This window comes from Bacillus sp. LJBS17 (genome assembly GCF_019334685.1).
Lineage (GTDB): Bacteria > Bacillota > Bacilli > Bacillales > Bacillaceae > Bacillus > Bacillus subtilis.
This window is the reverse complement of record NZ_CP079761.1, coordinates 35,140-59,827: the sequence shown is the minus strand read 5'-3', so window position 1 is coordinate 59,827 and position 24,688 is coordinate 35,140. Positions and strand designations below refer to the sequence as shown.

General features: G+C 37.4%; 26 protein-coding genes. 1 reads left to right on the top strand and 25 read right to left on the bottom strand.

Annotated features, from left to right (window positions below; all coding sequences use genetic code 11):
- Window positions 1–51: 51 nt before the first annotated feature.
- From KXZ66_RS22465 to KXZ66_RS22440, 6 genes are all read right to left on the bottom strand, one after another.
- On the bottom strand, window positions 52–621 hold the full coding sequence (locus KXZ66_RS22465; protein ID WP_013603234.1) for a site-specific integrase: 570 nt from the start codon (window positions 619–621) through the stop codon (window positions 52–54).
- 119 nt (window positions 622–740) lie between these two features.
- Window positions 741–956 carry a hypothetical protein gene (locus KXZ66_RS22460; RefSeq protein WP_219145004.1) on the bottom strand — a complete coding sequence of 72 codons (216 nt, stop codon included), beginning with the start codon at window positions 954–956 and terminating at the stop codon, window positions 741–743.
- Between the two features lie 115 nt (window positions 957–1,071).
- The gene (locus tag KXZ66_RS22455) at window positions 1,072–1,521 is read right to left on the bottom strand and encodes a hypothetical protein (protein WP_013603232.1); all 450 of its coding nucleotides are present in this window, start codon (window positions 1,519–1,521) and stop codon (window positions 1,072–1,074) included.
- Window positions 1,522–1,545: 24 nt separating this feature from the next.
- Window positions 1,546–2,016: a single-stranded DNA-binding protein gene (ssb, locus tag KXZ66_RS22450; protein WP_013603231.1), complete on the bottom strand. Its 471-nt coding sequence runs from the start codon at window positions 2,014–2,016 to the stop codon at window positions 1,546–1,548.
- Window positions 2,010–2,303, bottom strand: a complete 294-nt coding sequence (locus tag KXZ66_RS22445) for a hypothetical protein (protein WP_013603230.1) — start codon at window positions 2,301–2,303, stop codon at window positions 2,010–2,012. The genes ssb and KXZ66_RS22445 overlap by 7 nt, the downstream gene beginning before the upstream one ends.
- A 168-nt stretch (window positions 2,304–2,471) precedes the next feature.
- Window positions 2,472–2,870, bottom strand: coding sequence for a Rok-like winged helix domain-containing protein (locus KXZ66_RS22440; RefSeq protein ID WP_219145003.1), 399 nt, complete (start codon window positions 2,868–2,870; stop codon window positions 2,472–2,474).
- A gap of 346 nt (window positions 2,871–3,216) precedes the next feature.
- Here KXZ66_RS22440 and KXZ66_RS22435 point away from each other — a divergent pair, with 346 nt between their 5' ends.
- Complete coding sequence (locus KXZ66_RS22435) at window positions 3,217–3,339, top strand: putative holin-like toxin (RefSeq protein ID WP_306989739.1); 123 nt, start codon at window positions 3,217–3,219, stop codon at window positions 3,337–3,339.
- Between the two features lie 266 nt (window positions 3,340–3,605).
- Here the strand turns inward: KXZ66_RS22435 and KXZ66_RS22430 are convergent, their stop codons facing one another.
- The 19 genes from KXZ66_RS22430 to KXZ66_RS22340 all read right to left on the bottom strand — a co-directional run bounded on the left by KXZ66_RS22430 (window position 3,606) and on the right by KXZ66_RS22340 (window position 24,533).
- Window positions 3,606–3,953 (bottom strand): hypothetical protein, encoded by a 348-nt coding sequence (locus KXZ66_RS22430; protein WP_072176353.1) that lies wholly within the window; start codon window positions 3,951–3,953, stop codon window positions 3,606–3,608.
- A gap of 213 nt (window positions 3,954–4,166) precedes the next feature.
- Window positions 4,167–4,679, bottom strand: a complete 513-nt coding sequence (locus KXZ66_RS22425; RefSeq protein ID WP_013603225.1) for a type II toxin-antitoxin system PemK/MazF family toxin — start codon at window positions 4,677–4,679, stop codon at window positions 4,167–4,169.
- Window positions 4,680–4,835: a hypothetical protein gene (locus KXZ66_RS22420; protein WP_013603224.1), complete on the bottom strand. Its 156-nt coding sequence runs from the start codon at window positions 4,833–4,835 to the stop codon at window positions 4,680–4,682.
- A gap of 105 nt (window positions 4,836–4,940) precedes the next feature.
- Window positions 4,941–6,320, bottom strand: coding sequence for a DUF3991 and TOPRIM domain-containing protein (locus tag KXZ66_RS22415; protein WP_219145001.1), 1,380 nt, complete (start codon window positions 6,318–6,320; stop codon window positions 4,941–4,943).
- A 74-nt stretch (window positions 6,321–6,394) separates the two neighbouring features.
- Entirely contained in the window at window positions 6,395–6,865 is a 471-nt protein-coding gene (locus KXZ66_RS22410) for a hypothetical protein (RefSeq protein WP_219145000.1), read from the bottom strand.
- 30 nt (window positions 6,866–6,895) lie between these two features.
- The gene (gene mobP2, locus KXZ66_RS22405) at window positions 6,896–8,128 is read right to left on the bottom strand and encodes a MobP2 family relaxase (RefSeq protein WP_072176350.1); all 1,233 of its coding nucleotides are present in this window, start codon (window positions 8,126–8,128) and stop codon (window positions 6,896–6,898) included.
- The gene (locus tag KXZ66_RS22400; RefSeq protein WP_095431376.1) at window positions 8,128–8,571 is read right to left on the bottom strand and encodes a hypothetical protein; all 444 of its coding nucleotides are present in this window, start codon (window positions 8,569–8,571) and stop codon (window positions 8,128–8,130) included. Before KXZ66_RS22400 ends, mobP2 begins: the two co-directional genes overlap by 1 nt.
- A 183-nt stretch (window positions 8,572–8,754) precedes the next feature.
- Complete coding sequence (locus KXZ66_RS22395; RefSeq protein WP_013603219.1) at window positions 8,755–8,994, bottom strand: hypothetical protein; 240 nt, start codon at window positions 8,992–8,994, stop codon at window positions 8,755–8,757.
- Window positions 8,995–9,327: 333 nt separating this feature from the next.
- Window positions 9,328–10,137: a hypothetical protein gene (locus KXZ66_RS22390; protein ID WP_219144999.1), complete on the bottom strand. Its 810-nt coding sequence runs from the start codon at window positions 10,135–10,137 to the stop codon at window positions 9,328–9,330.
- A gap of 18 nt (window positions 10,138–10,155) precedes the next feature.
- Complete coding sequence (locus KXZ66_RS22785) at window positions 10,156–11,262, bottom strand: bifunctional lytic transglycosylase/C40 family peptidase (protein ID WP_219144998.1); 1,107 nt, start codon at window positions 11,260–11,262, stop codon at window positions 10,156–10,158.
- Window positions 11,255–11,878 carry a hypothetical protein gene (locus tag KXZ66_RS22380; protein ID WP_219144997.1) on the bottom strand — a complete coding sequence of 208 codons (624 nt, stop codon included), beginning with the start codon at window positions 11,876–11,878 and terminating at the stop codon, window positions 11,255–11,257. The genes KXZ66_RS22785 and KXZ66_RS22380 overlap by 8 nt, the downstream gene beginning before the upstream one ends.
- Before the next feature lie 2 nt (window positions 11,879–11,880).
- A complete protein-coding gene (locus tag KXZ66_RS22375; protein WP_219144996.1) occupies window positions 11,881–13,776 on the bottom strand; it encodes a VirB4 family type IV secretion system protein in 1,896 nt (631 codons plus the stop codon).
- A gap of 13 nt (window positions 13,777–13,789) precedes the next feature.
- On the bottom strand, window positions 13,790–14,368 hold the full coding sequence (locus KXZ66_RS22370; RefSeq protein WP_072176343.1) for a hypothetical protein: 579 nt from the start codon (window positions 14,366–14,368) through the stop codon (window positions 13,790–13,792).
- A gap of 1 nt (window position 14,369) precedes the next feature.
- Entirely contained in the window at window positions 14,370–14,681 is a 312-nt protein-coding gene (locus KXZ66_RS22365; protein ID WP_219144995.1) for a DUF5592 family protein, read from the bottom strand.
- The gene (locus tag KXZ66_RS22360; protein WP_219144994.1) at window positions 14,678–17,683 is read right to left on the bottom strand and encodes a pLS20_p028 family conjugation system transmembrane protein; all 3,006 of its coding nucleotides are present in this window, start codon (window positions 17,681–17,683) and stop codon (window positions 14,678–14,680) included. Before KXZ66_RS22360 ends, KXZ66_RS22365 begins: the two co-directional genes overlap by 4 nt.
- A gap of 13 nt (window positions 17,684–17,696) precedes the next feature.
- Entirely contained in the window at window positions 17,697–20,057 is a 2,361-nt protein-coding gene (locus tag KXZ66_RS22355) for a VirD4-like conjugal transfer protein, CD1115 family (RefSeq protein ID WP_219144993.1), read from the bottom strand.
- A 48-nt stretch (window positions 20,058–20,105) separates the two neighbouring features.
- Complete coding sequence (locus tag KXZ66_RS22350; protein ID WP_013603209.1) at window positions 20,106–21,197, bottom strand: hypothetical protein; 1,092 nt, start codon at window positions 21,195–21,197, stop codon at window positions 20,106–20,108.
- A gap of 26 nt (window positions 21,198–21,223) precedes the next feature.
- Window positions 21,224–21,463 (bottom strand): hypothetical protein, encoded by a 240-nt coding sequence (locus KXZ66_RS22345; protein WP_219144992.1) that lies wholly within the window; start codon window positions 21,461–21,463, stop codon window positions 21,224–21,226.
- Window positions 21,464–21,566: 103 nt separating this feature from the next.
- Window positions 21,567–24,533 (bottom strand): Tn3 family transposase, encoded by a 2,967-nt coding sequence (locus KXZ66_RS22340; protein ID WP_219144991.1) that lies wholly within the window; start codon window positions 24,531–24,533, stop codon window positions 21,567–21,569.
- Window positions 24,534–24,688 lie beyond the last annotated feature (155 nt).

Sequence of the window (24,688 nt, the reverse complement as noted above, 5' to 3'; positions counted from 1 at the left end):
GTATTTTATTTTTTTGACATCATGAATTCCCCCTGTTAGTTAGTCGTCAAATCATAAGTCTAATGACTTCACAGCCTGGTCCTTTTGATCCTGTGTAATTCCGATATATCTTAATGTAATGCCCGCACTACTATGATTAAACATGTCCATTAGCAGTGTAATATCCGTTCCATTCTTGTATTGATGATAACCAAAGGTTTTCCGCAATGAATGTGTCCCAATGTTTTTTAAGCCTATTGTGTCAGCTGCAGCCTTAATATTCCGCCAGGCAGTCACCCTGGTAATCGGCTTATCTTTAGATTTCTGCCCGGTGAAAAGGTAATGGTCAAGGTTCCCTTCATACCGATGCTGAACATATTGAACGATTGCTTTTCGAACACCTTTAGTCATGGCAATTTTGTTGTGTTTCCCTGTTTTGGTTTCTCTCAATTCAAAGTAATCTAGGGGCTTCATTTTTTCGTCAATAACATCTTTGAATTTCAAATGAATTAAGTCACTAATCCGAAAAGCAGTGTTTATTCCGATAATGAAATATACGGCATCACGTTCATTCATCGAATAAAGCAGCTTCTTCATGTTGTCTATATCTTTTCTGTTTCGGATCGGTTCAACTAAATTCATACAAATTACCTCTTCGTTTTATATTAAGCATGCGAAAGCTAAATTCACAGTACCTTTGATTACTTCTATTGTAATAGTGGCGCTGTTAGTTGAACAGTTTTTTCAATATCCCTCACCTGTTAATATCTTTCATGTATAAAGAATATGAAACCAAATATCACGATAACAATAAATACAAGGAATCCACCCATAATATTAAAGACAATAGCATGATCAATGAAGAATGCCTTAAATTCATTTGGGAAAATCGTTTGAATTATGCATAAGGCGGCCCAAATAGCACCAACAACGATACTTACGATAAATCCTAAAAAGTTTTTCTTTTTTCTTTCCATAATACCGCCTCCTATTTTCAACGATTGCTTAATAATTTATACTTAATTAAGGGCTGAAGCAGCCCCATTTTCCTTAGCTCTTCGGGATTTCTGTTTGGCGACTGATCCCGGAGGGTTATAGTAGTTCAATTTTATCCTTATAAAGTTTAATTGGTATTCTTAGCCCGACTTGTTTTTGATCATAAACTTCTTTGGGAACAGTTATGTCATAATTTTTTTCGTCTGCATAAATTTTAATGTAATAATTCTCAGTTGTTACTCCTGGTGTAGCTCCAGACATCATATAAATTCCACCACCTATAACAACCGGTGTTACGGTAAAATCCATACTCGAATCTGTAGTAGAATATTTGTCAATCACTAAAGCATCCAGCTTCTTCCCCTTCTTTAACACTTTTTCTTTCTCAATTCTTGCTTCTTCAGCTGCCTTTTCTATAAGACTATTGATATCTTTATCCATCTTTGTAAGGGTCTCGTCAGTCTCATGTACCATCCAATAGAAACCCACATACAAAAACATTAGAAAAGCAATGCAAATACCGGTAAACGATAAATATTCTCTCATGGTCTAAATTCTCCTTGCGTGTCATTAAAAAGGAAGGTCATCATCACTAACATCAATAGGCTTTCCACCTGTGAATGGATCTCTCCCCACACCAACATCAGCAAAACCTTCCCGGCTGTTACTTTGGCCTTTAAATCCTTGATCGTATCCAGGGTTGGTCTCATTCTGATTCTTGTTCTTGGATTCTAAAAACTGAACGGAATCAGCTAACACCTCAGTTACCCAAACACGTTGCCCCTGGTTATTATCATAAGTGCGAGTCTGAAGACGGCCATCAACTCCTGCCATACTGCCTTTCTTTAAAAAATTAGCAACATTCTCAGCTGTCCTTCTCCATGCCACACAATTTATAAAATCTGCATCACGTTGACCGGATTGGTTTGTAAATGTACGATTCACAGCCAAAGTAAAAGTGACGACCGGTGTTCCATGTGGGGTATACCGAAGATCAGGGTCCTTTGTTAATCTTCCTACTAGAACTACTCTATTCAACATTTGATCTTCCCCTCCAAATCTATAATGTTCAAATCATTTATAAACCCAGCAACCAATGATTTATCTCTTATCATGCTATTTAACTGATTGAGAAAAAGCATCATTCCATTTCTTGTTTTTTCGGTATATTCTAGGTGCCAATCATCAAATTTTATGTAGAGACACTTTCCTCTTGGAGTATCAGAAATCCCAGCGTCAAACAAAAACTTAACCTTGTTAAGTTTCTCCGCAATCCTGGTAGCAGCTTCTTTACGACTAACATTCACTTCCCAATACTGAACATCCATTTTTTCACCCCTTTTCCTCTTTTTGAAAATGTAACACAATAATATTATAACATATGTTGTGTTACATTTTTATACTTTATTTTAACTTTTTCAAAAAAAAAAGAGTGCTAACCCCTTGGTACATAAGGGATTAGCACTCTTTTGAAAATGTAACACAATAACATTGTGTTACATTTCTTCGAATCTATAATAACCTCTTCGTGGTTTTTTTACTGAAGGATTTTTCTCCATAATTGATTTCATAAAATTTGTCATGTTAAGTATTTGCATATTTGTCTCTTTCTCGATCTGGCTCCTAAGTTCATCAGCAGACAAACCGTCTGAATTGACTTTCAAAATATTAACGGCAACATGTTTTCTTATGTCTCTTTCGGGTTTTGACTTTTGATGAATTTCTAGCGAAGCTAATTGTTTAAGATCCGGAAGGTTTTTATACTCTACTCTATCGATTTCTCTTAGGCGCTCAAATATCTTATTTCGTTGTTTCTGGTACTCCTTGATCATCGCTGTTTCATCTTTGTCTATTTTTTTTAGACGTTCTTCCAACGCTTGCCTTTCTGTAAGCATTTACCTCTCTCCTTTATCTAATAATATCGTCGCTCATGAAAACATTTACAGTCGATTAAACTAATGAACAAGGACTGAACTTGATTCTCAGTCAGTTTCTTTTTTCAGATTAGACAAGCCTTCCTATTTGCCTGATTCATTCGATCAAAATATGAATTTTTCATAAAAACAAATCTATATATTGTGTCTTTCTCAATCCCTAGTATAATTATATAGTGTTAGTGATTGAGAGATAATTTTGAAAACAAAAAAGACAACCATAATATGGTCGTCTAGTGTATAATTATTCCTGTACATTTGTCGTCTAACTCAATGGTGCTCTGATGGCTAAATTCCCTGAAAGGGGGTGACGCCAGTGTCAACGTTTCAAGCACTTACTTTAATGTTTGCGTTCGGTATGTTTATCCTTACTTTGTTGAGATTTTTGATGGATTATTTAAAGGATATAAAAGATCTTTCAAAGAAATAGACCACCCTTTGAGGCCTGAGAAACTTCTAGGGTAGGTCCATATCTAAAATACACCTATAGCCAGCGCTCCAATGAGGAGCAAGCATTTGTACAGACCGGAGTGTTAGCGCACTCCGGTATTTTTTTATGCAAAAATATCTGGTTTTTACATTGGTCATCATATAGATGACTAACGTATAAATTATATAACCAGTATATACTCAGTATATTCAGTTTGCAATGCAAACAACAAAATGATAAAAAAAGTAACAAAATAAGGGCACTTGTTATTGAGTGCTGCAACAAGAATCTCCAGACAACAGCTTTATTTTTTCAACTATTAACTGTAGAGTCGGATTTTGAACGATATTTGTTTTAGGAATACGAGAAACGGTTAGTGCCAGTTTCTCTAATTCGTCAAGTATTAACAAGCGATTAAAATAAATTAAGTGCTCAGGGAGATTATGCAAAGCATCCGACATCCTATAACACACATCATTTACTATTGCTTGTTCCCTTTTAGGAAAATGTCCAGCACCTGATATTGAACGGATATATACGAGACCAAAATTTAATAAGTCTAGCCCTATACGCTTTAATTGTTCATCACTTATACTTACTTCTTTATTTACCAACTTTTTATCTCCCTTCTTTAGCTGAAAGAATGTGTCCGAGAATATTCAGCTCTATAAGTTATTTATCCTCTCGCTCCTGGATCACTGGTACTTCATCAGCTTCCGCATCAGCGCAACGCACCTGGCTTCCTGGATTTCCGCAACCCGCAGCATTTAATACAATAAGAAAAATAAAAAAGCTCCCTGAAGTGAGGGAGCTTGTCTTCAAAAAAATTACCGTTCTCTGCTGTTTCTTCGTTGTGCGCTTGGACTACTGCGCTTCAATGTAGGATTCTCTTGAATAGTCACTTGCATCTTACCCTTTCGAGGCTGCGGCTTAGATTTTTCAGCCTCTTGCTTTAATGACTGTTCTAATTCTCGGACTTCCATAAATTTATTCAGGACGCCTATTGTATCACGTTCCGTCAGCAATCCGATGTGTTTAAGAAAATCCTTCTCGTGATTCATCCATTTGAGTTCCCGTTCCTGCAAAACAACCCATGATTCCTTATCCAAACCAGCTGCTTTCCAGTCAGCAATCGGATACTTAAACTTGGAGAAATTCTTATTGTTATTATTAGATGTGATGTACCCGATCAGGACTTCAGGCTCGAAAGCACCTTCAATGGATTTCTTTGAACCTAAAACAAGGACAGGCCGCGCTTTACGACCTGTCCCATCTCTAAATTCAGTTATCGCTAAATGTATATTGCCTAGCTCTAATTTTTTTGGATCTGTTTCAGCCAATTATCTTAATTCCTGGTGAAGTTCATTATTTTCATCTAACAGGATAGTCCCGTCAGCGTTTCGTTCCGGGTAGTTCTCCGGACGATTATATTGGGGGTCAGCCAGCAGTTCTTTCATTTTCTCACGAGCTTGCTCAATTGTTTTTATTTTTTCCATACAATTGACCTCCCTTTCTCTATAATATATTATACCATTTTAGCGATACTGAAGATACCTTTTAGCCTTTTTTCCCTTGATTAATTCAGGTAAATCGGTGTTTTATCACCCCCTAACAAGCATATTTTTTTTGCTCCTATGTTGCTTTTGAGAATGTGTTTTTTCGCGATGTTTTGAAGCAGCTCTACGGATCTTCAGCACATCATTCCAATCCTTAGAAACCTCTTCCACCGGCAGATATCCTAGATCATTATAGTTGTCGTAATAAAGTTGTACTTTCTGTTGCATTTTCACCTGATTAGTCAGATCAACCTCTTTTACATCCTGTTTTAAAACTGATCCTAGATCAGTTTTTCCATCTATAGTGTTAGCTTTTAACGCCCTGGCAGCTTCTTCTATTGCTATTGGCACCTGGATCTCATAAGGTTTTTCACTAGGCAGCTGTTTAGCACCAAAATACTTGCCAAAACCATAACCGTTCGTAATCTCATTTGTATTTCCAAGGTTCGTTTCAGCTTTATGAATAGCAGCTAGGTACTTCCAATCGACCCCATATTGGCTGCCGTATGTTTGATACAGTTCTAAATATTCTTTGGGAATGTGATTGTCTGCCGGGATTAAGTTATGAAATTTGACTTCCTCCCCTTTAACAGAAAACTCATATTGTCGTATTTCATCCATAAATTTGTGGCCAGCATGGTCATTATCAACTCCGAAGTATACTCCTTCTGTCGGAGCCACACCACGGGATTTCATTGTATGCTTTATCAGGTTGAAAACCGTGTTTTTCTTCACTCCATTCATTGAAATGAGACGGCAATTAGATAATTGGTCTTTATACATTGTCCAATAACTTAACAGATCAATAGGCGCCTCAAAAAAATAAAGTTTTTTAGGGACGCCTAATGAGACATTAAAGCCATAATTCCGCTGAGAATTGGGTTTAATTTGTTTAAATGTCGTTCTCTTTCCGTCTTTATTCATTGTAATGGTGCCCTGAAGATCGGCACCTACACGCTTGCCTGTATTCCCCCAAACAAACACACAGTTTTTCTTTTTATCCTGTCTCAGTAACCCTTTCGCTATTAGAGCATTAACTATCCCTTTATCGATGCCTCTTTCTTCAGTCAAGTAACGTTCAACTTGTTCTGTAGAGTTATCATGAACGATGTCATAAACGAATTCTTTCTGCGGCTGCTCTTTAACTTCTTTTGTATGCTTATAGTCTTTTTCAGTGAGCATTGATACTGCTTCACGGAAGCTTTTTCCGTAAAATGTTCGAACAAAATCAATTGAATTGCCGTTCTTTCCTTGGGAAAACCACTGAAAGCTGTTTTTCTTTCTATCAATCATTAAGCTGTCGTGTTCAGCGCCCTGATACCATCTATCACTCATCTTAACAAGCTCATAACCATTTGCCTCACAAAAGCCAACAATATCAACTGCAGCTGCTTGTTTTATGACATCTTCACTTACTCTAGGCATTTAAACTCCCCCTTTTTTAGTCATAAAAAAAAGACCAGGATTTATCCTGATCTCACATGTATTTTCTTTAATTTTTAATGCTGTTCACCAACATAAAAAGCCCCCAGCTTTTCAATATCATTATCGAATTCCTTATCAAGTGGCAGCATGTTTATCATGAGGTTCTTATATTCTGGTCCGCAGCAAGCTTCCCGCGCATTATATACATCTATCTGAAACACGGGCACTTGGTTAGTGCCAACTCTGAATTCGTTAAAAACATACCATTCCTCACGCGGGAGCCTTGTTTCTTTTTCTAACCACATGTATTCGGACGTTACGTTTTTAAAACCATAATACTTCTCAAGAAGGAACACTATATCTTTTCCTGCCACACAAATATCATCCCTAACAAGCTGCTCAAATCTAAAATGAATACACCCAATTATCGTTATAAGCTCTAAAAGTTCGTCCTCAAATCTTGAAGGTTCAATGTCCTTTTCGATAAAAAGCAAATAATCTGGATCTCTCTCTTCATTGAGATAGTGATCTAGTTTAAAAATCATTGGCTGCCTCTCCTTTAATTTCAGAATTGCCTACCGGCTCTGTTCCATTTCATACTGCATTTGTTGATACTTACGCATATTTTTCATGCTCTGATAGTCTTTATCTAAAGCGTGCTTGATTTTATTGATATCTGATCTTTTTAGGCGCCTACCCTTTGTATCCCATTGTCTATGTGATACTGAACCAGGAGCATAGGTGCCTGAGCGATTAATTTGTTTTGATTGCGACTCACTCCTGCGTATTTCGGCCATTTCCTTCAGCATGGAGTTCCCTAATTTAGTATAGAGTTCTTTATGTTTATTTTTCCGATACTCTTTATATCTCTCTACCTGTTTTGGTCCATCTCCGTATACTGATTTCCTGAATTCCATTTCTTCTTTTAACGACTGATCCAGCTCTTTATAGTCTTCAGGATGATACTTTTGAATGTACATCGTAATCACACTGTCTATCTCCGGCCGAATATTATTCAAAGCATTGTTATTATATTTCCACAGCCTCATGTCTTCCGGCAGATTCTCGTAGATATGGTTATACATCTTAGTCATGTATGTATCCAATCTAGGCTGAAATTTAAGCCCTTTAGGAGCAATACGGTCATGGATCAACTGCGATATTTTACTAAGTTCTTTGTCCCGATCCATGAGGGTGTTTGCAACCTTACTTTTCATTTTATCCAGGGTTTTTAATTTCCGATTCCCACGCCGGGCCTGATATACCTCACCTGTTTTTTTGTTCGTAAAGACGCCGTACTCTTTTGTCGGGTTGGGTTCAACTAACGCAATATGGACATGGATATTATCGGTATTGTAATGAATGGCTGCGGACCAAACACCACTTTGTTCAAGCTGCTCTTCTCTTAATAAAACCTCCATCCCTTTTCGAATAGAGTTTTGAATTGCCCCTTCATTGACCCAGCCAGTTTTAGAGTTATAAATCCCGCGTTCTTCTAACCACTTGTTATCGAAACTTATGACATCTTGCCACATGACTGAATCATTTTTTTGAGCTTGTCTGAAAATCTCCTTCAGCTGATTTTTTTCTTTTGGCGATAAGCTATCTTTGTGTTGAGTGAATATACCGCTGCTCTTTTCCGGGTTCCCCATATATTGATTGTATCCGTCTAATTTATTTACATTGTAAGTCTGAAATTTCTCCGTTCGGACGGCTTCATCACGGTTGATATAATTGACATACTTCGAAAATTTTGTTGATTTGCCCGACACATATTTAGAGACTAATACAACGCCAGGAGACCCCATTATTTTTCACCTTTCTGCATTTCCTGCTTAGCCTTCTGTTCATCTTTCCTTTGCTTAAATGTAGCAATGTCATTACTAACTTTTTCTTTTGCCATCGATAATGATTCAGAGGTATGCTGGTCGGTTAAAACTGTCAAAGGTAATGGGTTGGCCATGAGAAATGCATTCCAAAGCTCTAAGTTAATTTGAGCATTTTTATCGGTGTGCCCAGCGCGCACCCGAATAACGTCGAGCGTTTTCTTAAAACGCTGAAATATCTTCTCAACAAGTGCATCTTCGTCATTTAATCTTGCTTTCATTTCAGCATGTTCAGCAAAGATCCGTTCAATTGTTTCGTTCATTTTTGAGCAATTCTTCGCTTTCATTTCTTTTTCAATATAAGCAATACCATACGGTGATTCTGTCGGATCACTAAAGGTAAGATGCTTCTTTACTTTTGCCATATGATATACCCCTCACTTTCCAATATCTTTTAACCACATGACAGCATAAAATCATCTATGCACCTCATTTATCCTTTTTTAAAGACGGTCTTTAAAAAAGAAAAAATCATCGCACTTTAAACACTGCGTCCAGCTCATTTGTTTGCTTTAAAAAGAAACAAGGATAGCGTCAAAAATCGGTCACTATCCTTCATTTACTCTGATGAATTCGTTAAGCACTTTGGTGTTTTGTTCGAGGGCGAATGCTACAGATTTAATGACTTCTCCTAATTCGCTTCGCACGCCCTCAACTTCATCAGCGACAACATGTTTATCAAGCAATTGGCGGAGGTATTCTTGCTGAGAAAGTCCTGCCTTCCTCGCCTTATCCGCAAGCCTATTCATTGTATCTTTTGAAAGACCTTTGATGTTGAGATCCGGCATTTGTTAACGCTCCTTTTCATCGATTTCTGCACATACTTTGCAACGATCTGTCCAAAAAAGTGTTTCTTTTTCCAAGGCTTTTTGCGGCAGCAAAAAGCCGGCCCCCGATTCCGAAGGAAGGAGGGGGTGGAAAAGGAAAGAGCATAAGGGGAAACTGGCACCATTTGCATGGTGAAACCGCAGTGCGGTTTGTTTTTTCGTGGTACCAGATTTATTGCTGAATGCACATAAAAAAAATGTTTATGACCAACCATTTTTTAGGTGATTTAGAGCTAAATGCACTTAAATCTTCAATTTATGCACACGTAAAATAACTGTATATCACACTAAAAATTAATCTTCGAGGACGAGATTGCTCTTTCTTTTCTTCAATAATTCATTTCGTTTCTCAAGTTCATCCAGCGTCTCTTTGCTCGTTTTTATAGCCTCTTCTTTTGAAGAAATTTTGCTTTCATTGGCTGTAATTTGTGATTCTGTTTCCTCTTTTTCTTTACCGATCTGGTACTCCTTATCTTCTTTTAAAGACGAGATTCGCGAGTTCAATTGGGTAATTTCAACCGCATATTCTTTCTGTTTTTTCTCTTCTTCTATTATCAATTTTTTATTATTTTTGATCTTTAAGTCGATATATTTCGCCTCATAATAATCCTTATTTCTTTTCACAAAAACATCCTTTGTTTTCGTATCTGCAGATGATGAATAGATCTTTTTGCTCGACCCAATTGAGCTTGAATCTTCATCATTTTCATCAGTCAACTGAACCGAAACTGCTTTCCAATCTTCCGGAATATCTCTTATAAACAACACATAAAAATCATCACGAACCTTGATAATTTCGGGATGATATTTCTTTCTCTTATTAGATTTTTCCTTAACAACAGCATCTAATTTTGGAGGAATATCTTGTAGAGAATCTGTGATCATAAAATCAATTTCTAGCATGTGATTGTCTGAAAAATAAGTTCGATCTGTCATTTCCACAGTCATGTTATTTATACTAACGGGAGTGTTTAGTTTTGTATTTTCTTCTTCAAATGGCGAATCAAAAATGATCCTGCTGGACAAGAAAAACAGCAGGATCATAGCAATTACGCCAGTAGAAACTTTATATTTTGCACCGACAGTTTTAAATTTTATTTTCACTTTTTCGGTTCCCCTCCTTTACTCTGTAATACGTACAACGACCCCATTAAAATGACTTTTCCAATAGCTATTACTCATCTTTGCCACGCTAACACCATAACTATTTTGGCAATTTAAAAACTCTCCATTCCCGAGATAAATTCCAACATGACCGTTTACTTTGTAAGTATCAAAGAATACTAAATCGCCTCTTTTAATATTTGAATATTTGACTTTTTTTCCGCGTACAACAAGCGTGTCAGTTGTTGTAGAAGCTAAATTTCCAAGGGATAAACCTGCCTTGTTAAATGCATAATGTACAAAGCTGCTACAGTCGAAGATCCCCTTCAAAATGTCACTTTGATTTCTCCCCCCACCCATTACATAAGTGGATCTTCCTATATAAGCTGAGCCTTCTTTTATTGCTTTCTCAATAACTTTGTTTCCACCCTTTATTATCTCAACTTCTCCACCATTTTCACCGTTATTCGGCTTTAGGTACCTCATAACGTGCTCTACATAAAGCTGATCACCATACATCCAAGTACCATTTGGGCGCTGCCGGCCGTTACTGTGAATCCGGGCAAAATCAGCTGCGTTTTCTTTTGTCCAACCTCCACTTTTCTTTATCGCCCAATTAATATATCCACTTCCAAAGTTATAGCCTTGTAGCGCCGTTTCTTTGACATTTTTTTTAGCTGCTTTCGCTGCTTTATATACTGAAGCAAAGTTTGCAACACCTACTTTGATTGATTCATGAGGATCGGTAATTGAGTTGGGAGGCAGCCCTTTTGATTCACTTGCTTGCATTACATCTAATGACTTCCCACCAGACTCTTGCATGATCAATGCTAGTATTAAATCAACTAAATCTGGTATGTCATTCGCTTTACATTCTTTTTCTACAACTGCCCTATACTGTTCAACTTCTGGCGCAATGTTTATCGCAGATTCTCCGCCGCCTCCGCCCGAATCTGAACCTGATAGGCCAGAAATTATCCCTATCGCACAGACAATAACTACACATACTACAATCGTAATTAAACCGGCCCAAGAGCATAAAAAAAACAGAAGCGCGCGCTTCTGTAATTGTTTCTTAATTAAGTATTTCACTGCTTCTTTGGCGGCAGATGCCCCGTTATTCATTCTCTTTCAACCCTTTACCTGTTACAGCAAAATATGTTACGGTCCAATTATTTTCTCTTTTGTCTAAATCCAATTCAAATTCAACTTCAATAGTGCCAGTGACCTTCCTCTTTTCATCCAATAATTCTGCATTTACACTGGCAATCCAATGAGGCTTTCCGTTTACTAAAGAGAAGCGTGAATAGGAAATATCCTGTACTTTTCGATAAGCGAAAGGCTGCACTTTTGTATTGTTTTCTTCAGCAAGACTTAATTCCTTATAAAACTCCGGAGTCAAATATTTTTTTGACTCCTTTAAATGCTTGTCTTTATTTTTATAATCGTACGAGTAATATGATTCTATAAAGGATTTCAGTGTTTGTTGCATTTCTTGTTTATCTTTATCATCTGCTTTTTCTTCCTTCACGATAGAGCTTTTGGAGGTTGATTGCTCTGAACTATCCCCTTCAATTAAGCTTTCTTTTTGTTCATTCTTTGTTACCTTTTCTTTATTACTTCCCCCCATAAAATAAAGCAGCATAGCACCAATAAAAACAATACATATGACAATAAACAACTTCTTTTGCCTAACAGTTTTTTTATCTACATTTACATTTTTCGCTGGAATCCTTTTCAATATTAAGCCCCACCTTCAAACAGTTCAAGTTCCTCTTGGGTAGCCTCTACATGCATAACTAAATTACGATCCCCAGCTATCGAAAGAATACAATCACCAGTTTCAAATTTAGGCAGCAGAGCATACTCATTGTCTGTCATTTGGTCTTCAAATAAATCTTTAATTAATCGCATCGATGTCTGATCCTGTTTAAACAGTGCTTTATATTGAGTTAATCCAAATATTTCGCGAAGCTTATTTGCTGCAAGGGCCATATCAGGATCAGAAGTATTAGTATTAGGAAACATACGTTCAATACGCTGTGTAGCCAATAATATTCCTCCAAAGAACTTCCGGGCTTCAGACATAGCAGTAACGAAAAAGTTTGCGGTATGTGCTTTTTTCAATTCCAACAAATTGTGACACTCATCAAGCATAATAAGAAACCTCGTAATATCGTACCAGTGTATTTTTCCTTTATCGTAAGCTTCTTTTTGTTTTCTTCCAATATTCATCATAGCGCCCCAAATTTGACTGAGCGCATTAAATATCTGAACATCCTTTACTTGATCGTTCAGCTGTGAAAGGTTCCCAATGTCGTAAAATACGATCTGTTCGTTCACCATATCTGGAATAGTAGTTATACCGTCAAATATCTCTCCAAACTGAGTAACAAGGTTTTTTATTGTCATTCCTATGTCACCAATTCTGGCCTTAAAATTAGGATCTTTTTCTTTATGATATCTCTCTTCACAGTAAGCCTGAAAATCAGACAATAAGGGGTATTCTTTAGGAGCCAACTGAGTAATATTTGAGCGTGCATTTTCGCCCCAAAATTCGAATTTCTCGTAAAACCCATATACTAATTCATCAAATTGAACTAAAACATTATCATCAGCTTTAGGCGTTAAAATTCGGTAACACGAGTTTAATTTCGAAACATGCTGCCTAAAAGAAGCACTTTCATCTATTACAACCTCATCCCCTACTTTTTTGGTGACAGAGGGGAATATCTGCATTAAATTTATTCGTCCATTACTTCCATCCAAATCAATAGTAATGCCACCCATATCAGCTGTTACAGACTGAAATTCTCCCGATTTATCAAACCCCCGGATAAAGTTACCTTTTGAAGCATTATCTCTTAAAATCTTTTTTAGAAGTGTTGATTTACCTGATCCCATGTCGCCTGATACGAACATATTATAATAGAGCCTTTTGGATGTCTTATGAAACAAGTCCCAATAAACTGTTCCTCTAGTTGATGTATAACCATAATAAACGCCTGTTGGATCAGATAAACTGGTTTGGTCATAAGAAAAACCTAAACCAATTGCTTCAGCCGGCATATCATTTCCTATTCTCTTGTTTGGCAAGGTTAACTGAGTTTCATAGTCAAGAAATAGAGATTGCCATTCTTCCTTATTTTCATCAAGAAACACTTTACTTTTAAAACCATCACTATCAATTTTCTTTTGAACTTCCGAAATGCGCTTTTCTAATTCTGCCTGAGTGGCCCCGTGCATAAAGATCCGGACATGAATCTGTTTTATGACCTCTCCACCTTTAGCAATGGCTATTCCAAGTTCTCTTAATGTTTGCAGTTCTTCACGTGCTAAGTCTGCTTCCGTATCGTTAGCTGCATTACGTATTCTTGACCTCATTTCATTAGTTGATGTCTTAACTTTACTTGCATAATCTATATCTTTTTGTGTATAAGTATCTATTGTAACAATGGTATTATGAATACTTGTTAATTTGTTTAACCAGTATGGACTGAAATTTTCAGGGTAACGGTAGACATGGAGACAAGCAACATATCCATCGCCTGTACGATTAAAAAATTCATCTTTAAAAGAAATGCCACCCATTGGTTGGGTGGCATAAACGAAATTCAAGTCTTTCTCAATTTGTTCCAAAATAATTCACCGCCTAAATAAAATTGTTCATTCCATGTAGGATTCTGATTTTTTTCTCTATAGAAACTGGCTGCGGCTCTAAGTAATTGATAAAGGGCGTTAATTCCTCAATCCTTTTAGAAAGCTCTTCTGCTGTTCCTCCAAAAACAAATAGATACGTTCGACGACTTTTGTATGTCTTTTCTATAAATTTCAGCTTTTCAAATTCAGCTTTTAAAACCTTCAATCGCGCGTAATCATTTGTTCTTTCAATTTTGTATTTCAGAAACTCTTGCTGTACCTGATTATCTTCAGGCAAATTCATATGCACTTCTTTCAGGGTATCTGAATAAACCTGCTGCATCTTCCAATAGGATTCTGTCAAAGAATTAAACTCTTTTTCATCTAGGATATTGGTATCAAAGTGTTTAACGTCAAATACTTCAAAGAAGCCTTCCCTTAGACCAACCTTTGTTTTCACATAGCCTTCATCGCTATACCCGCATACCGGATATACTCGATTGATTCGATCTATACTTTTTTGGATTTTTTTTAATTTCCGGGTGCTACCCGACTGTTTTTCCTTTTTAACTGACAGTGCATCAAAACCCATTTTAATCCCCCTGCTTTATCATAGAATAATTAACAGGCTCTTGTGCTTTATATGTCCGACTATCCTTTCTGAAAACCATGAGCGTCATTTCATAAATCTTTTTATTTGGTGAATCGGGACAGGGCCAAAGATAAAATGTAGTTGCAAGCACAATAAATAGTACAAAAGGAATCTGAAGATACGGGTATACCAAGCCTTTCATGAAATACCCGACTGCCAAACTCCCAATAATTATAAAACCATCCACAACCGTTAGTTTATTCCATTGTATTTTTGCTTGAATATTTTCTGGTACTGATATGGTTTGCCTCATCTATCAGTCCCCCCTTTGAATCCAGCGTTTACAGTATTTTTTGCGATATCGTAAGCTGTCCTTGAATTTCTAACTGACTTTGAATCATATATCCGTTGCGCCAAGTCAGCATACTTATTAACCAAGACATCCTTTGCAGTCATATTAGTAGTTGGCCTTTTTGTCATCTGATTTTTAAATGCTTCTGCAGTTGTTTGAATATGCTGAGGCATTCCAATCGGTTTATTGCTTATTGTACTCACTCCTTTAGGTGAGTAATCAAAACGGCCACCTCCCATATTTTGTACAGGTGCCCTATAGGTTGGTAAAACATTTCCTACGGCAGCGCGGTGAGTTGGCAAAATGTTATTTGCCGGTGTATGCGCTGAATAAGTAGAATTAGCACCATTTGAAACCGAATTTACTATCGATGTATTGCTGCTAGAAGGATTACTGTTTGATGCAACAGGTGTCAGTGAAGCCGGCACCTGTGAAATAGGACTGCTCGGCATAAGACTTCCGGAAGAATGTGAACCTGTATGCTGTGGCATAGTCGCAAACAAGGAATCCCAGCCATTATCGGAAGCGCTATTGTTTGCTGTGGAACCACTATTAATCGGCCCCTGAGACAATTGTCTACCAGGTGTAACTGTGTTTCCACCGATCTGACTAGAAATTGGTCCTACAGCTGGTATCTGAGATGATAATGGCGTATTAGAGCTTACTGGCATGTTTCCGCCGACTTGTCCTGGAACTGGGCTTTCTGTTGGTCCTGGGGACGATAATGGCGTATCAGAGCTTCCTGGCGCGTTTCCGCCGACTTGTCCTGGAACTGGGCTTCCTGCTGGCCCTTGGGACGATAATGGTGTATCAGAGCTTCCTGGCGCGTTTCCGCCGACTTGTCCTGGAATTGGGCTTCCTGTTGGCCCTTGGGACGATAATGGTGTATCAGAGCTTCCTGGCGCGTTTCCGCCGACTTGTCCTGGAATTGGGCTTCCTGTTGGCCCTTGGGACGATAATGGTGTATCAGAGCTTCCTGGCGCGTTTCCGCCGACTTGTCCTGGAATTGGGCTTCCTGTTGGCCCTTGGGACGATAATGGTGTATCAGAGCTTCCTGGCGCGTTTCCGCCGACTTGTCCTGGAATTGGACTTTCCCCTGTCATGTTAGACAACGGCGTATTTCCATCTTTGTCAGCGGCAGCACCACCTGGTTGACCAGATTGTATTCCTTCAGATGATGCCATATTAGACAACGGTGTATTTCCGTCTTTGTCAGCGGCCATTTCAATGTTTTTACCTTGCTGAGTTCCAGGACCATCACTAGCTGCATCAGAACTCGACTGATCTTTTAATGCTTGCAATGGTGTTTCTCCATCTTTTGATGGAATATTGTCTGTTCCTTTCTCATTCTTGCTTCCAGCTTCTTCTCCCGAAGACATGGATGATAGTGGTGTATTATGATCTTCCATTGGAGATCCATTTTCTGTGCCTGATCTATCATCGCGATTTCCGATATCCTCTGTTGATGAATCGGAGCTATTTTCTTTATTCAAAGACGACAACGGAGAATCAGATTGTAACGATTTATCCTTCTCTTTCTGATCGTCACCAGACATCATTGCTTCTTTTAAAGCATCGTCTGACATAACATTAGTCGGTTTACCGGCTAATCCATGTGACAAAGGCGTGTCACCGTCTTTTCCAATTTTCCCCCCGTTACTTCCTCCACCACTTTTAGCAGCTTCCATGTTCTCTTTAAAACCATCAAGTATACCCTTTCCAGCACCCATACCAACTAAAGCAGCATCAGATGATTTCTTGGCAATTTTGCCTGCCATTTTCCCCGCCTTTTTAGCTGTTGATGCCGTAAAGTCCGTAGCCATTTTTGCTGTTTTAGCACCTGCAAATAGCCCAACTAAACTCCGCGAAATGCTCTTCAATCCAGAATCTATACCAAACATTTCTTCTATAAAGTTAGGACCATCCACCGTTAAAATAGCTGCTGCAATCAATACAACTATTTTTATTGGTGCAGATATGTCAGCTTGGCCAATGTAATCTGTAAAAAGGATGTAACATTGTAACAAAAGCTCGATTGAAAATAAGACAATGAAAGTATTCTTTATCTTCTCCAAGAACTTTTTATTACGTTGACCGTTTTCAAGATCCGTTAAAGCAGTTCCTACACTGAAAATCTTTAAGATTCCTAGTTCCATGATTAACTGCGCTGTCTTAAACATGGTCATAAATAAAACAAATGCTATGGTACCAAGTTCAAACATCATGTACCAAGGGTGCCAAGAATATCGATAATAGGCTTCATCATCTTGTATCCAAAATGACTCAAGATCCTCTAATTTCTTCTCTCCGGATGCATCGCTTACTTTTTTATCTAATATTTTTTCGCCATCTTTAGTTAACGGACTAGAGTGAAAAATTCCACCTGTATCAACTGGCTCCGTTATATCTAAAAGTTTCACATCCTCGTCATTCTCGATATTATTTTTCTTCTTTAGCTTTTTGAATTCTTTCTTACTCCACTCAGCATCCTTGTCGATTTTATAAACATCGACTATATTGTTTTGATATATTTTAGTGGAAACACTAAGCTTTCCGTCTTCATCAAGCATTCCTTTCCCAGCAAGCAAGAGATCCGACGCCTGCTGCATCCCCCATGGCAGTACAAGGAAAAGAGTTAAAGCAAATAATGAATTTGTGATTATTTTGTCGTAATCAGTTTTCTTCTGAACTATGATTTTCCATCCAAGAAAGCCAAGCGCCAATGCCATTAATGCAAAAATGACAGGCATCCACTTATCTATAAAGCCACTAATTTGGTCACTATCGAAGAAATTAAGCAAATCATAAATCTCTTCAATCCCCCCAGATAGGGCATCTACAATTGCGGCCAGGCCCATAATAACCCACCATCCGATGACTCGGAATGGTGCGGTCCAAATTGAAGTCAGGGATAGGTAATCTTGAAACCTAAGCAGTATTTTCAGAATCTCTGAATCATCCATAAACAACCCTCACTTACTCTATATGTGTTTTAATTTGTTCATAAATTTCTTTTTTCTCTGGCGCTCTAAAAAAGGCCCTTAATTCCTCAACTGTTTTCAGACTATCGAAATACGCATATTCGCTTTCAGATAATTGCTTATGAGCAAGTAACTTTATATACACGTAATGATCAGGTTTAATTGCATCAGAAATAGGTGTACTCGTTTCGTACACCTCTTCAAGTGAATTCATAATAATATCCTCCTCACTTGCTTCTAAATCATCTTCATGTAATGATTCATTCATTGGCGGATCTTCATAAAATCCATGTTCGTTCATATTCTCAACTGGAATTGAGGCGAATAGTGAATCCATTCCCTCTGAAGATTCAGTAAACCCAATCGGTTCTTCAGGCAATGGGAATTCACTAGAAACAGGTTCACCAGGAGCCTTTTTAGCTTTTTGTTTTTTCCCTTTAGCTGGTTTACTTTTTCTTTCCTCCTTCACAGGTTCATTAAATTCAAATTCAATCAATAAGCTTTCCAGATCCAGTGTTTCATGCTCTCCTCTAAACCCTAAATCACCAAGAGCAATCTTATTATCAAAACGATGCATCAAATACTCGTATCTATGCAGCATATTTGTTCCGTTATCTAAAGAAGCAAAAATCGGATAAGGAACTACCCTATTTCTTTTTAAGTCCTCACGTTTTTTAGTCCTTAAAACAACCCACTCACCTTTTTTCAACCTTCTTAGCTCGTCAGGAAGCATTAAAGGCCTTTCTTCTTCTCTTTCGCTATACGATTTATGAACGTCCATTAAATCACCCTGACGATCTGCAGAAATTACCGTGGTAACACCCAATTTTTCACTAAACTTTTCGGCGTCCTCCCACTCGTCACTCATAATGTAAATCTGGTTACCCAAGTTCCCCATTATTGCCACGGCCATGTCGTCTCCGTAGACATCACGTAGCTGAGAAACGTTTTGAATAACAAGCGTATAGAGCATACCTCGGCTTAGACCAACTGCCAGGGATCTATTTAACCCTTCAATTGGCGGGATATTAGCGACTTCTTCAAAGAGAAACCTTACTTTCCTTGGAAGTGTACTTTCTTTGGATAATGTAGCTTTCTCGGAAAGCACAGCGTTTACTTGTGATAAGAAAGTAGAAATAATAGTGTAGTTAGAATCATCCCAATCGGGGTAGACAATGAATAACGCGACTGGTTTTTCTCCGTAAGCTAAATCCTCAATATTCAAGTCATTACGAGCTGTCATTCGGGCGATTGTATCGTAAGTATAGTTTTTAAGTTTGGCCATTGTACCTGTGTAAATACCGCTGCGTGTTATGCCTTGTGAAAATTGAATTGTCCCATACTGTAACTTAGCAGGGTGAGAAGGCGGCAAATTACCAAAGAAATGATCAAGTCGTGTATACCCGTCTTCATCTGGATTACTTCCAAGTTCGTTTAACATAACTGTCAATGTATACATCGTGATATTTTCTGGCTGTCCATTCTTAATGCACAAATCACAAACCGCGAGAATCAAGGCGTTTACCAATGCAATAGATGCATTTTCCCACATAGGATCTGCATGTGACTTATCATTATGGAACAGTGAGTAAGATAGTGTATTACAAAGCATTTGGGCTTTAGAATAGTCTTTCTTCAAATATGCTTGTTTAACTAATTCCAATGGATTATAGGCCATTCCCCAATACGGATTCAATAAGTTGAAACACATAACTTCATAACCGTACTTTTCGAATTCAGCGCGGGTATTTTTAAGCATGTCACCTTTTATATCTGTAATTACTACAGAGTCTTTTTCTTTTGCTCTCATAATGACATCTAAATATGGATAGGAATAAGTTTCAGTCTTACCAGATTGTGTTGAAGCAACCACAAGGGTATGAGTTGAGTTTGTGTCAACGTAAAGATGGTCATTAAAATGAACAATCGGCATTCCTGCACTGCCTTCATACTCATTATCATCATCTTTAACAGCCTTATAGGTTTCTTGAATCTCCTTAATCTCAGTCCATCGTGCTGTACCTTTCGTTTGCTTATTGATATCACGAAAAGCGATTCTAAACCTATACACTTGTCTCAATATGAAAATTGAAGCAAGAACGTACACTACTCCATAAACAATGCCCATACTCCAATCAAATTCAAAAAACCACTTCCAGGTCATCGAACTAAAAGGACTTGAAAGCTGTGACTGGTCAAAGTTTTTAAAAGAAGAGAGTATTACGGGAATCTGTTTTAAAAGATGGATGAAAAAATTAGTAATACACGTCACTGCTACATAACAAAACAGTGTAAAGGCAATCAAAAAATACTTATCTGCAAATACTTTTTTCCACTGTTTAAACTCCTTGTGCAAAAGATCACCTCAAAAAAAGAAGCCGTAAACACGGCTTCCTCACTTCTATTATCTTTCTAGACCTTTAACTTTTCTTGAACCTTTCAAATTTGAGGGCTTTTTAATTTGAACTTCAACTTTTCCTTTTTCAGTCCCTTTATTCTCTAGTTCCCTTTCAGTTGACAGATCTTTTTCATTTTTTTTCATCAGCACATCATCTTTTGATAGCTGTTCAAGATATTTAGATTTATTTTGATTATACTGCTCATAAGTTAGAGGTTCAGGCACAGTTGTAGGCCAAGGTACTTGTTTAATTTTCATCTCTTTAGAAAAATCATTAATAAAGGAGTTAGTCATATTAACAGCAGTTGCTATCTGTTTATTAAGGTTATCTGCTGCCATTGTCCTTAATAAAATAACCGGATATTCCGGATCTTTACTAAAATTAGAACGAATTTCTCCTTCCAACTCTTTGATGACAGCGTAATCTGGGGATTCATTCTTCAACATAGATCTGTTCTCGTCATGAACTAACGCTAAATGTTTTGTATACTCGTTGATGTAAAGTTTACTTTCATTCTCCAACATGCCTTCCTTGAACTGGTCTGGAAAGATTTGATGAATTGGTTTAGACTCACGATAATCGGCCACATAATTCTGATACTCGTTTTGAGAAGAAATAAATCCCATCAAACTTGTATCTTGTTCTGATCTGCCTGTGAAATTATTACCTCGTAAAGATGAAAAGGTTTGTGAGTTAACCATTGTCCTATACAACTCATCATACGCTTCAAGACTATTTCCAGGAGTCAAGTTTTCTCCTTGTTCTTTGAAGTAGCTTCCTAAAGCTGTTTCAATTCGTTCCCCAAATACATTAATATTTATTTGAGATTCTCTTCCAGCTAGAATCTCAATTTTAGAAAACTTGCTTCTGAAATCGCTACTTCTTACTTGGTTCTCACAGTAGTTATAAAGCTTTACCTTTTCGGACAATTGATTAATTTTTTTTCTGTTAAAGATTTTGTTCAGGAAGGTATTGGCTTGATTAAGTTCATTTAAAGCTCTTTTTTTGCCTTCGCTGAGAGCCGATCCAAGAGCATTTAGATAAGGTGACGCCTTCTTTTCCATATCAACATCATATCGATCAACGTTATTGGCCAAAGCTTCCTCCTTTCTGCTTAACAATGTTAAAGCTTTTTGTAAGAGGCTATTAGGTTGCTGACCTTATTTCCAATGTCAATTACCCAGCCGGGAACTGTTAGCGGGCTATTTCCTGATTCAACGTTGAAATAAACCTGTACGCCGATAATAAGAAGAATGGCAAACAAAATGAGCTTGGAGGACCCAAGCCCAGGCGCTGCCATTCGTTTTCTACGTTTGGCCAAAGCTTTCTTATGTTTGTCTTCCTTTTTCTTTTCTTTAGCCAACTTTTTATCTAATTCTAGTTTTTCTTTCTGGGGTACCGTCAGGAAAATGCGGATTTACAACGCTAAGCCCATTTTCAAGCCGATTCCCCCATTTTTAACAACGTTAAGAAAGTTTCAATGGTCTTAAAGAATCTAACGAGACCATTTTTTCTGAATTAAAATGGTATTCTCCAAGTAAATTAATATGTTCCCAACCTAGAGGTGACATATGGTGCAATAATTCTTCATTAAAACTATCTGACCGTTTTTGATATTCAACTGCTTTTGTTAGATGTAAGGTATTCCAAATACTGATGGCATTGATAATTATGTTTAAAGCACTGGCTCTTTGCAATTGATGCTGTATGGTTCGTTCCCTAAGCTCTCCTTGTTTTCCAAAGAAAATAGCTCTTGCCAGTCCATTCATGGCTTCTCCTTTATTCAATCCTCTTTGTATTTTTCTTCTTAGAGATTCATCTGAAATGTAATTAAGAATAAAGATCGTTTTTTCTATTCGCCCCAATTCACGTAAGGCTGTAGCTAAGCTGTTTTGTCTTGAATAAGAACCTAATTTCCCCATAATAAGGGATGCTGAGACTGTTCCTTCTCTTATTGAATGGGCTAACCGCAAAACATCTTCATAATTTTCTTCAATGACCTTTGTATTTATTTGTCCACGTAAAATAGCTTCTAGTTTTGGATACTCACTTGCTTTATCTATTGTAAATAATTTTGAGTCCGATAGATCTCTTATCCTTGGAGCAAATTTAAATCCTAATAAATGAGTTAATCCGAAAATTTGGTCTGTGTAACCAGCTGTGTCTGTATAATGTTCCTCAATGTTTAGATCTGTCTCATGGTGTAATAAACCATCCAAAACATGAATTGCATCCCTTGAATTAGTATGAATAATTTTTGTGTAGTAAGAAGAGAATTGATCACTCGTAAATCGATAGATGGTGGCTCCTTTTCCAGTTCCGTAATGTGGGTTTGCATCTGCATGTAGTGATGAAACACCTAGCTGCATTCTCATTCCGTCTGACGAAGAAGTTGTACCGTCTCCCCAATAGGAAGACAATTGTAATTTGTGATGAAAATTTACTAATACGGCTTGGGCTTTATTCATTGCGTCTTCATACATGCGCCATTGAGATACATTGGCTAATTGCTTATATGTAAGTCGGGGTGTTGCTTCTGCCATCTTACTCAATCCAATATTTAGTCCCATTCCTAAAAGAGCAGCCATAATAATAATCGTTTCTTCTTTATCCGGTTTTCGATTATTGGAAGCATGAGTAAATTGCTCATGAAATCCTGTTATATAAGCAATATCCATCAGTAAATCAGTTAATTTTATTCTTGGTAGCATCTGATACAGGCTTGCACTAAATTTTTTTGCCTCTTCTGGAACATCTTTTTCTAAGCGTGCAAGAGACAGCTTTCCTTTTTCAAGAGAAACTCCATCCAACTTGTTGGAATTGGCAGCTAACCACTTTAACCTTTCATTAAGGCTGCTTGTTCTCTCCGTTATATAATCTTCGAATGATAAACTAACTGATAATCTCGTATTCTCCTTCGCTTGATTCCATGTATCTTCAGAAAACAAATATTCCTCAAAATCTCTATATTGTCTGCTGCCAACAATGGAAACATCTCCTGCCCGAACATGCTCCCGAAGTTCTGTTAAAACAGCCATTTCATAGTAATGACGATTTATTGTTGTACCATCATCCTCGTATAAATGCTTTTTCCATCGTTTTGAAATAAAATCCACAGGTGAGTCATTAGGTACTTTTCGTTTTCCGGATTCGTTCATTCCTCGGATAATCTCAACAGCTTGTAAAAGTGGCTCATTTGCCTTTGTAGAATGAAATTCCAATACCCTTAATAGCGTTGGCGTATATTTTCTTAGTGAATAAAACCTTTTTTGCAATAAGTCTAAATAATCATAGTCAGCAGGACGTGCAAGCTCCTGAGCTTCTTCGACCGAAGAGACAAAAGAATTCCATTCGATAACGGATTCTAAAGCCTCAAAAACGTCTAATTTTTCCTGTTTTGCCTTGATCAAAGCTTGTCCGATGTTCGTAAAGTGTATAACTTTCTCATTTAGCTTTTTACCGTTTTGTTTCTGAATTTCCTCTTGAGCCTTACGGCCTTTTGATAACAAACTGAGTATTTGTCTGTCATGAATTTCAAAAGCTTTATCAGTTAACTCCTGAGTAAGATTTATTAAATAGACGGTTAATATCGAATAGCGCTTATCTTCCTGAAAGTCACGGAATGCATAAGGCTCATATCTTGAACCTAAACGAGATAGCTGTAACAGGCGATTGCGATGCAAATGACTAATTTTTACCGTTTCTAATTCCATTCCTCGTATGTATTCGAGTCGTTCTATTACTTTTAGAAAAGTTTCGGGTGAAGGATGACCCGGTGGCTCCTTTAACCAGCCCAATATCGTTTTATTGGATTCGGATGGATGCTGTGAAGTAATGATCTCTTCAAGTTTTTCTTTTTGTTTATTTGTTAGAGATTCACTAACCGTATTAAATAGCTTCTTTTCAGCCATTGCCCTTGCCTCCCACACCATTCTTTCAAGTGTAGTGATAGCAGGCAGTATGATTTTGCCTTTTCTTAGAAAATCAATACATTCATGAAGTAGATGAATAGCATCACCATTTTCAAAAGCTAATTGATGAAGATGCTTAAATGTCATTCGATATTCCTTTAGAGTAAAAGTTACAAAGTCGTATTCATTACGAATTTCTTTTAAATGATCCCAAAGTGTATTTTCTCTTTGGGGATAAAGACTAAGCGAAAAAGGAGTGGCACCGATTTGTTTCGATATATAATGTATGACTGAATCCGGGATACTTTTGATATGAGTGTATGGCCAACCGGGATACCGAAGAACGGCTAATTGAATGGCGAATCCTAAACGGTTTTCTTCTCTCCTTCGCTTATTTATAATTTCTAAATCCTGTTTTGATAAAGTATAGTAGGTTGCTAGTACCCACTCATCTTCAGGAATTTGCATAAGAGCCTGTCTCTGTTCTGATGTAAGCAATTCCCTACCTCTCGCAATTTTCATTTAGCATCATCCCATTTCTGTAATTTTTCAATTTATTAGTCTAATTATATATCAATAGAGTGTACTCTATTGATACAAGTGTAGGAGACTGATAAAATCATAGTTTGTCACTTTGTTCGATAATTTGCGCTTATTTTAAGTGTTATTTTGCACAT

Excerpts from the sequence above, each read along its gene's own strand:
- mobP2 (WP_072176350.1), bottom strand. The coding sequence starts at position 8,128 with ATGGGGTCTCCTGGCGTTGTATTAGTCTCTAAATATGTGTCGGGCAAA.
- KXZ66_RS22370 (WP_072176343.1), bottom strand. The coding sequence starts at position 14,368 with ATGGGTTTTGATGCACTGTCAGTTAAAAAGGAAAAACAGTCGGGTAGC.
- KXZ66_RS22365 (WP_219144995.1), bottom strand. The coding sequence starts at position 14,681 with ATGAGGCAAACCATATCAGTACCAGAAAATATTCAAGCAAAAATACAA.
- KXZ66_RS22340 (WP_219144991.1), bottom strand. The coding sequence starts at position 24,533 with ATGAAAATTGCGAGAGGTAGGGAATTGCTTACATCAGAACAGAGACAG.
- KXZ66_RS22360 (WP_219144994.1), bottom strand. The coding sequence starts at position 17,683 with ATGGATGATTCAGAGATTCTGAAAATACTGCTTAGGTTTCAAGATTAC.
- KXZ66_RS22415 (WP_219145001.1), bottom strand. The coding sequence starts at position 6,320 with ATGCCTAGAGTAAGTGAAGATGTCATAAAACAAGCAGCTGCAGTTGAT.
- KXZ66_RS22465 (WP_013603234.1), bottom strand. The coding sequence starts at position 621 with ATGAATTTAGTTGAACCGATCCGAAACAGAAAAGATATAGACAACATG.
- KXZ66_RS22455 (WP_013603232.1), bottom strand. The coding sequence starts at position 1,521 with ATGAGAGAATATTTATCGTTTACCGGTATTTGCATTGCTTTTCTAATG.
- KXZ66_RS22395 (WP_013603219.1), bottom strand. The coding sequence starts at position 8,994 with ATGCCGGATCTCAACATCAAAGGTCTTTCAAAAGATACAATGAATAGG.
- ssb (WP_013603231.1), bottom strand. The coding sequence starts at position 2,016 with ATGTTGAATAGAGTAGTTCTAGTAGGAAGATTAACAAAGGACCCTGAT.
- KXZ66_RS22460 (WP_219145004.1), bottom strand. The coding sequence starts at position 956 with ATGGAAAGAAAAAAGAAAAACTTTTTAGGATTTATCGTAAGTATCGTT.
- KXZ66_RS22440 (WP_219145003.1), bottom strand. The coding sequence starts at position 2,870 with ATGCTTACAGAAAGGCAAGCGTTGGAAGAACGTCTAAAAAAAATAGAC.
- KXZ66_RS22410 (WP_219145000.1), bottom strand. The coding sequence starts at position 6,865 with ATGATTTTTAAACTAGATCACTATCTCAATGAAGAGAGAGATCCAGAT.
- KXZ66_RS22400 (WP_095431376.1), bottom strand. The coding sequence starts at position 8,571 with ATGGCAAAAGTAAAGAAGCATCTTACCTTTAGTGATCCGACAGAATCA.
- KXZ66_RS22420 (WP_013603224.1), bottom strand. The coding sequence starts at position 4,835 with ATGGAAAAAATAAAAACAATTGAGCAAGCTCGTGAGAAAATGAAAGAA.
- KXZ66_RS22445 (WP_013603230.1), bottom strand. The coding sequence starts at position 2,303 with ATGGATGTTCAGTATTGGGAAGTGAATGTTAGTCGTAAAGAAGCTGCT.
- KXZ66_RS22785 (WP_219144998.1), bottom strand. The coding sequence starts at position 11,262 with ATGAATAACGGGGCATCTGCCGCCAAAGAAGCAGTGAAATACTTAATT.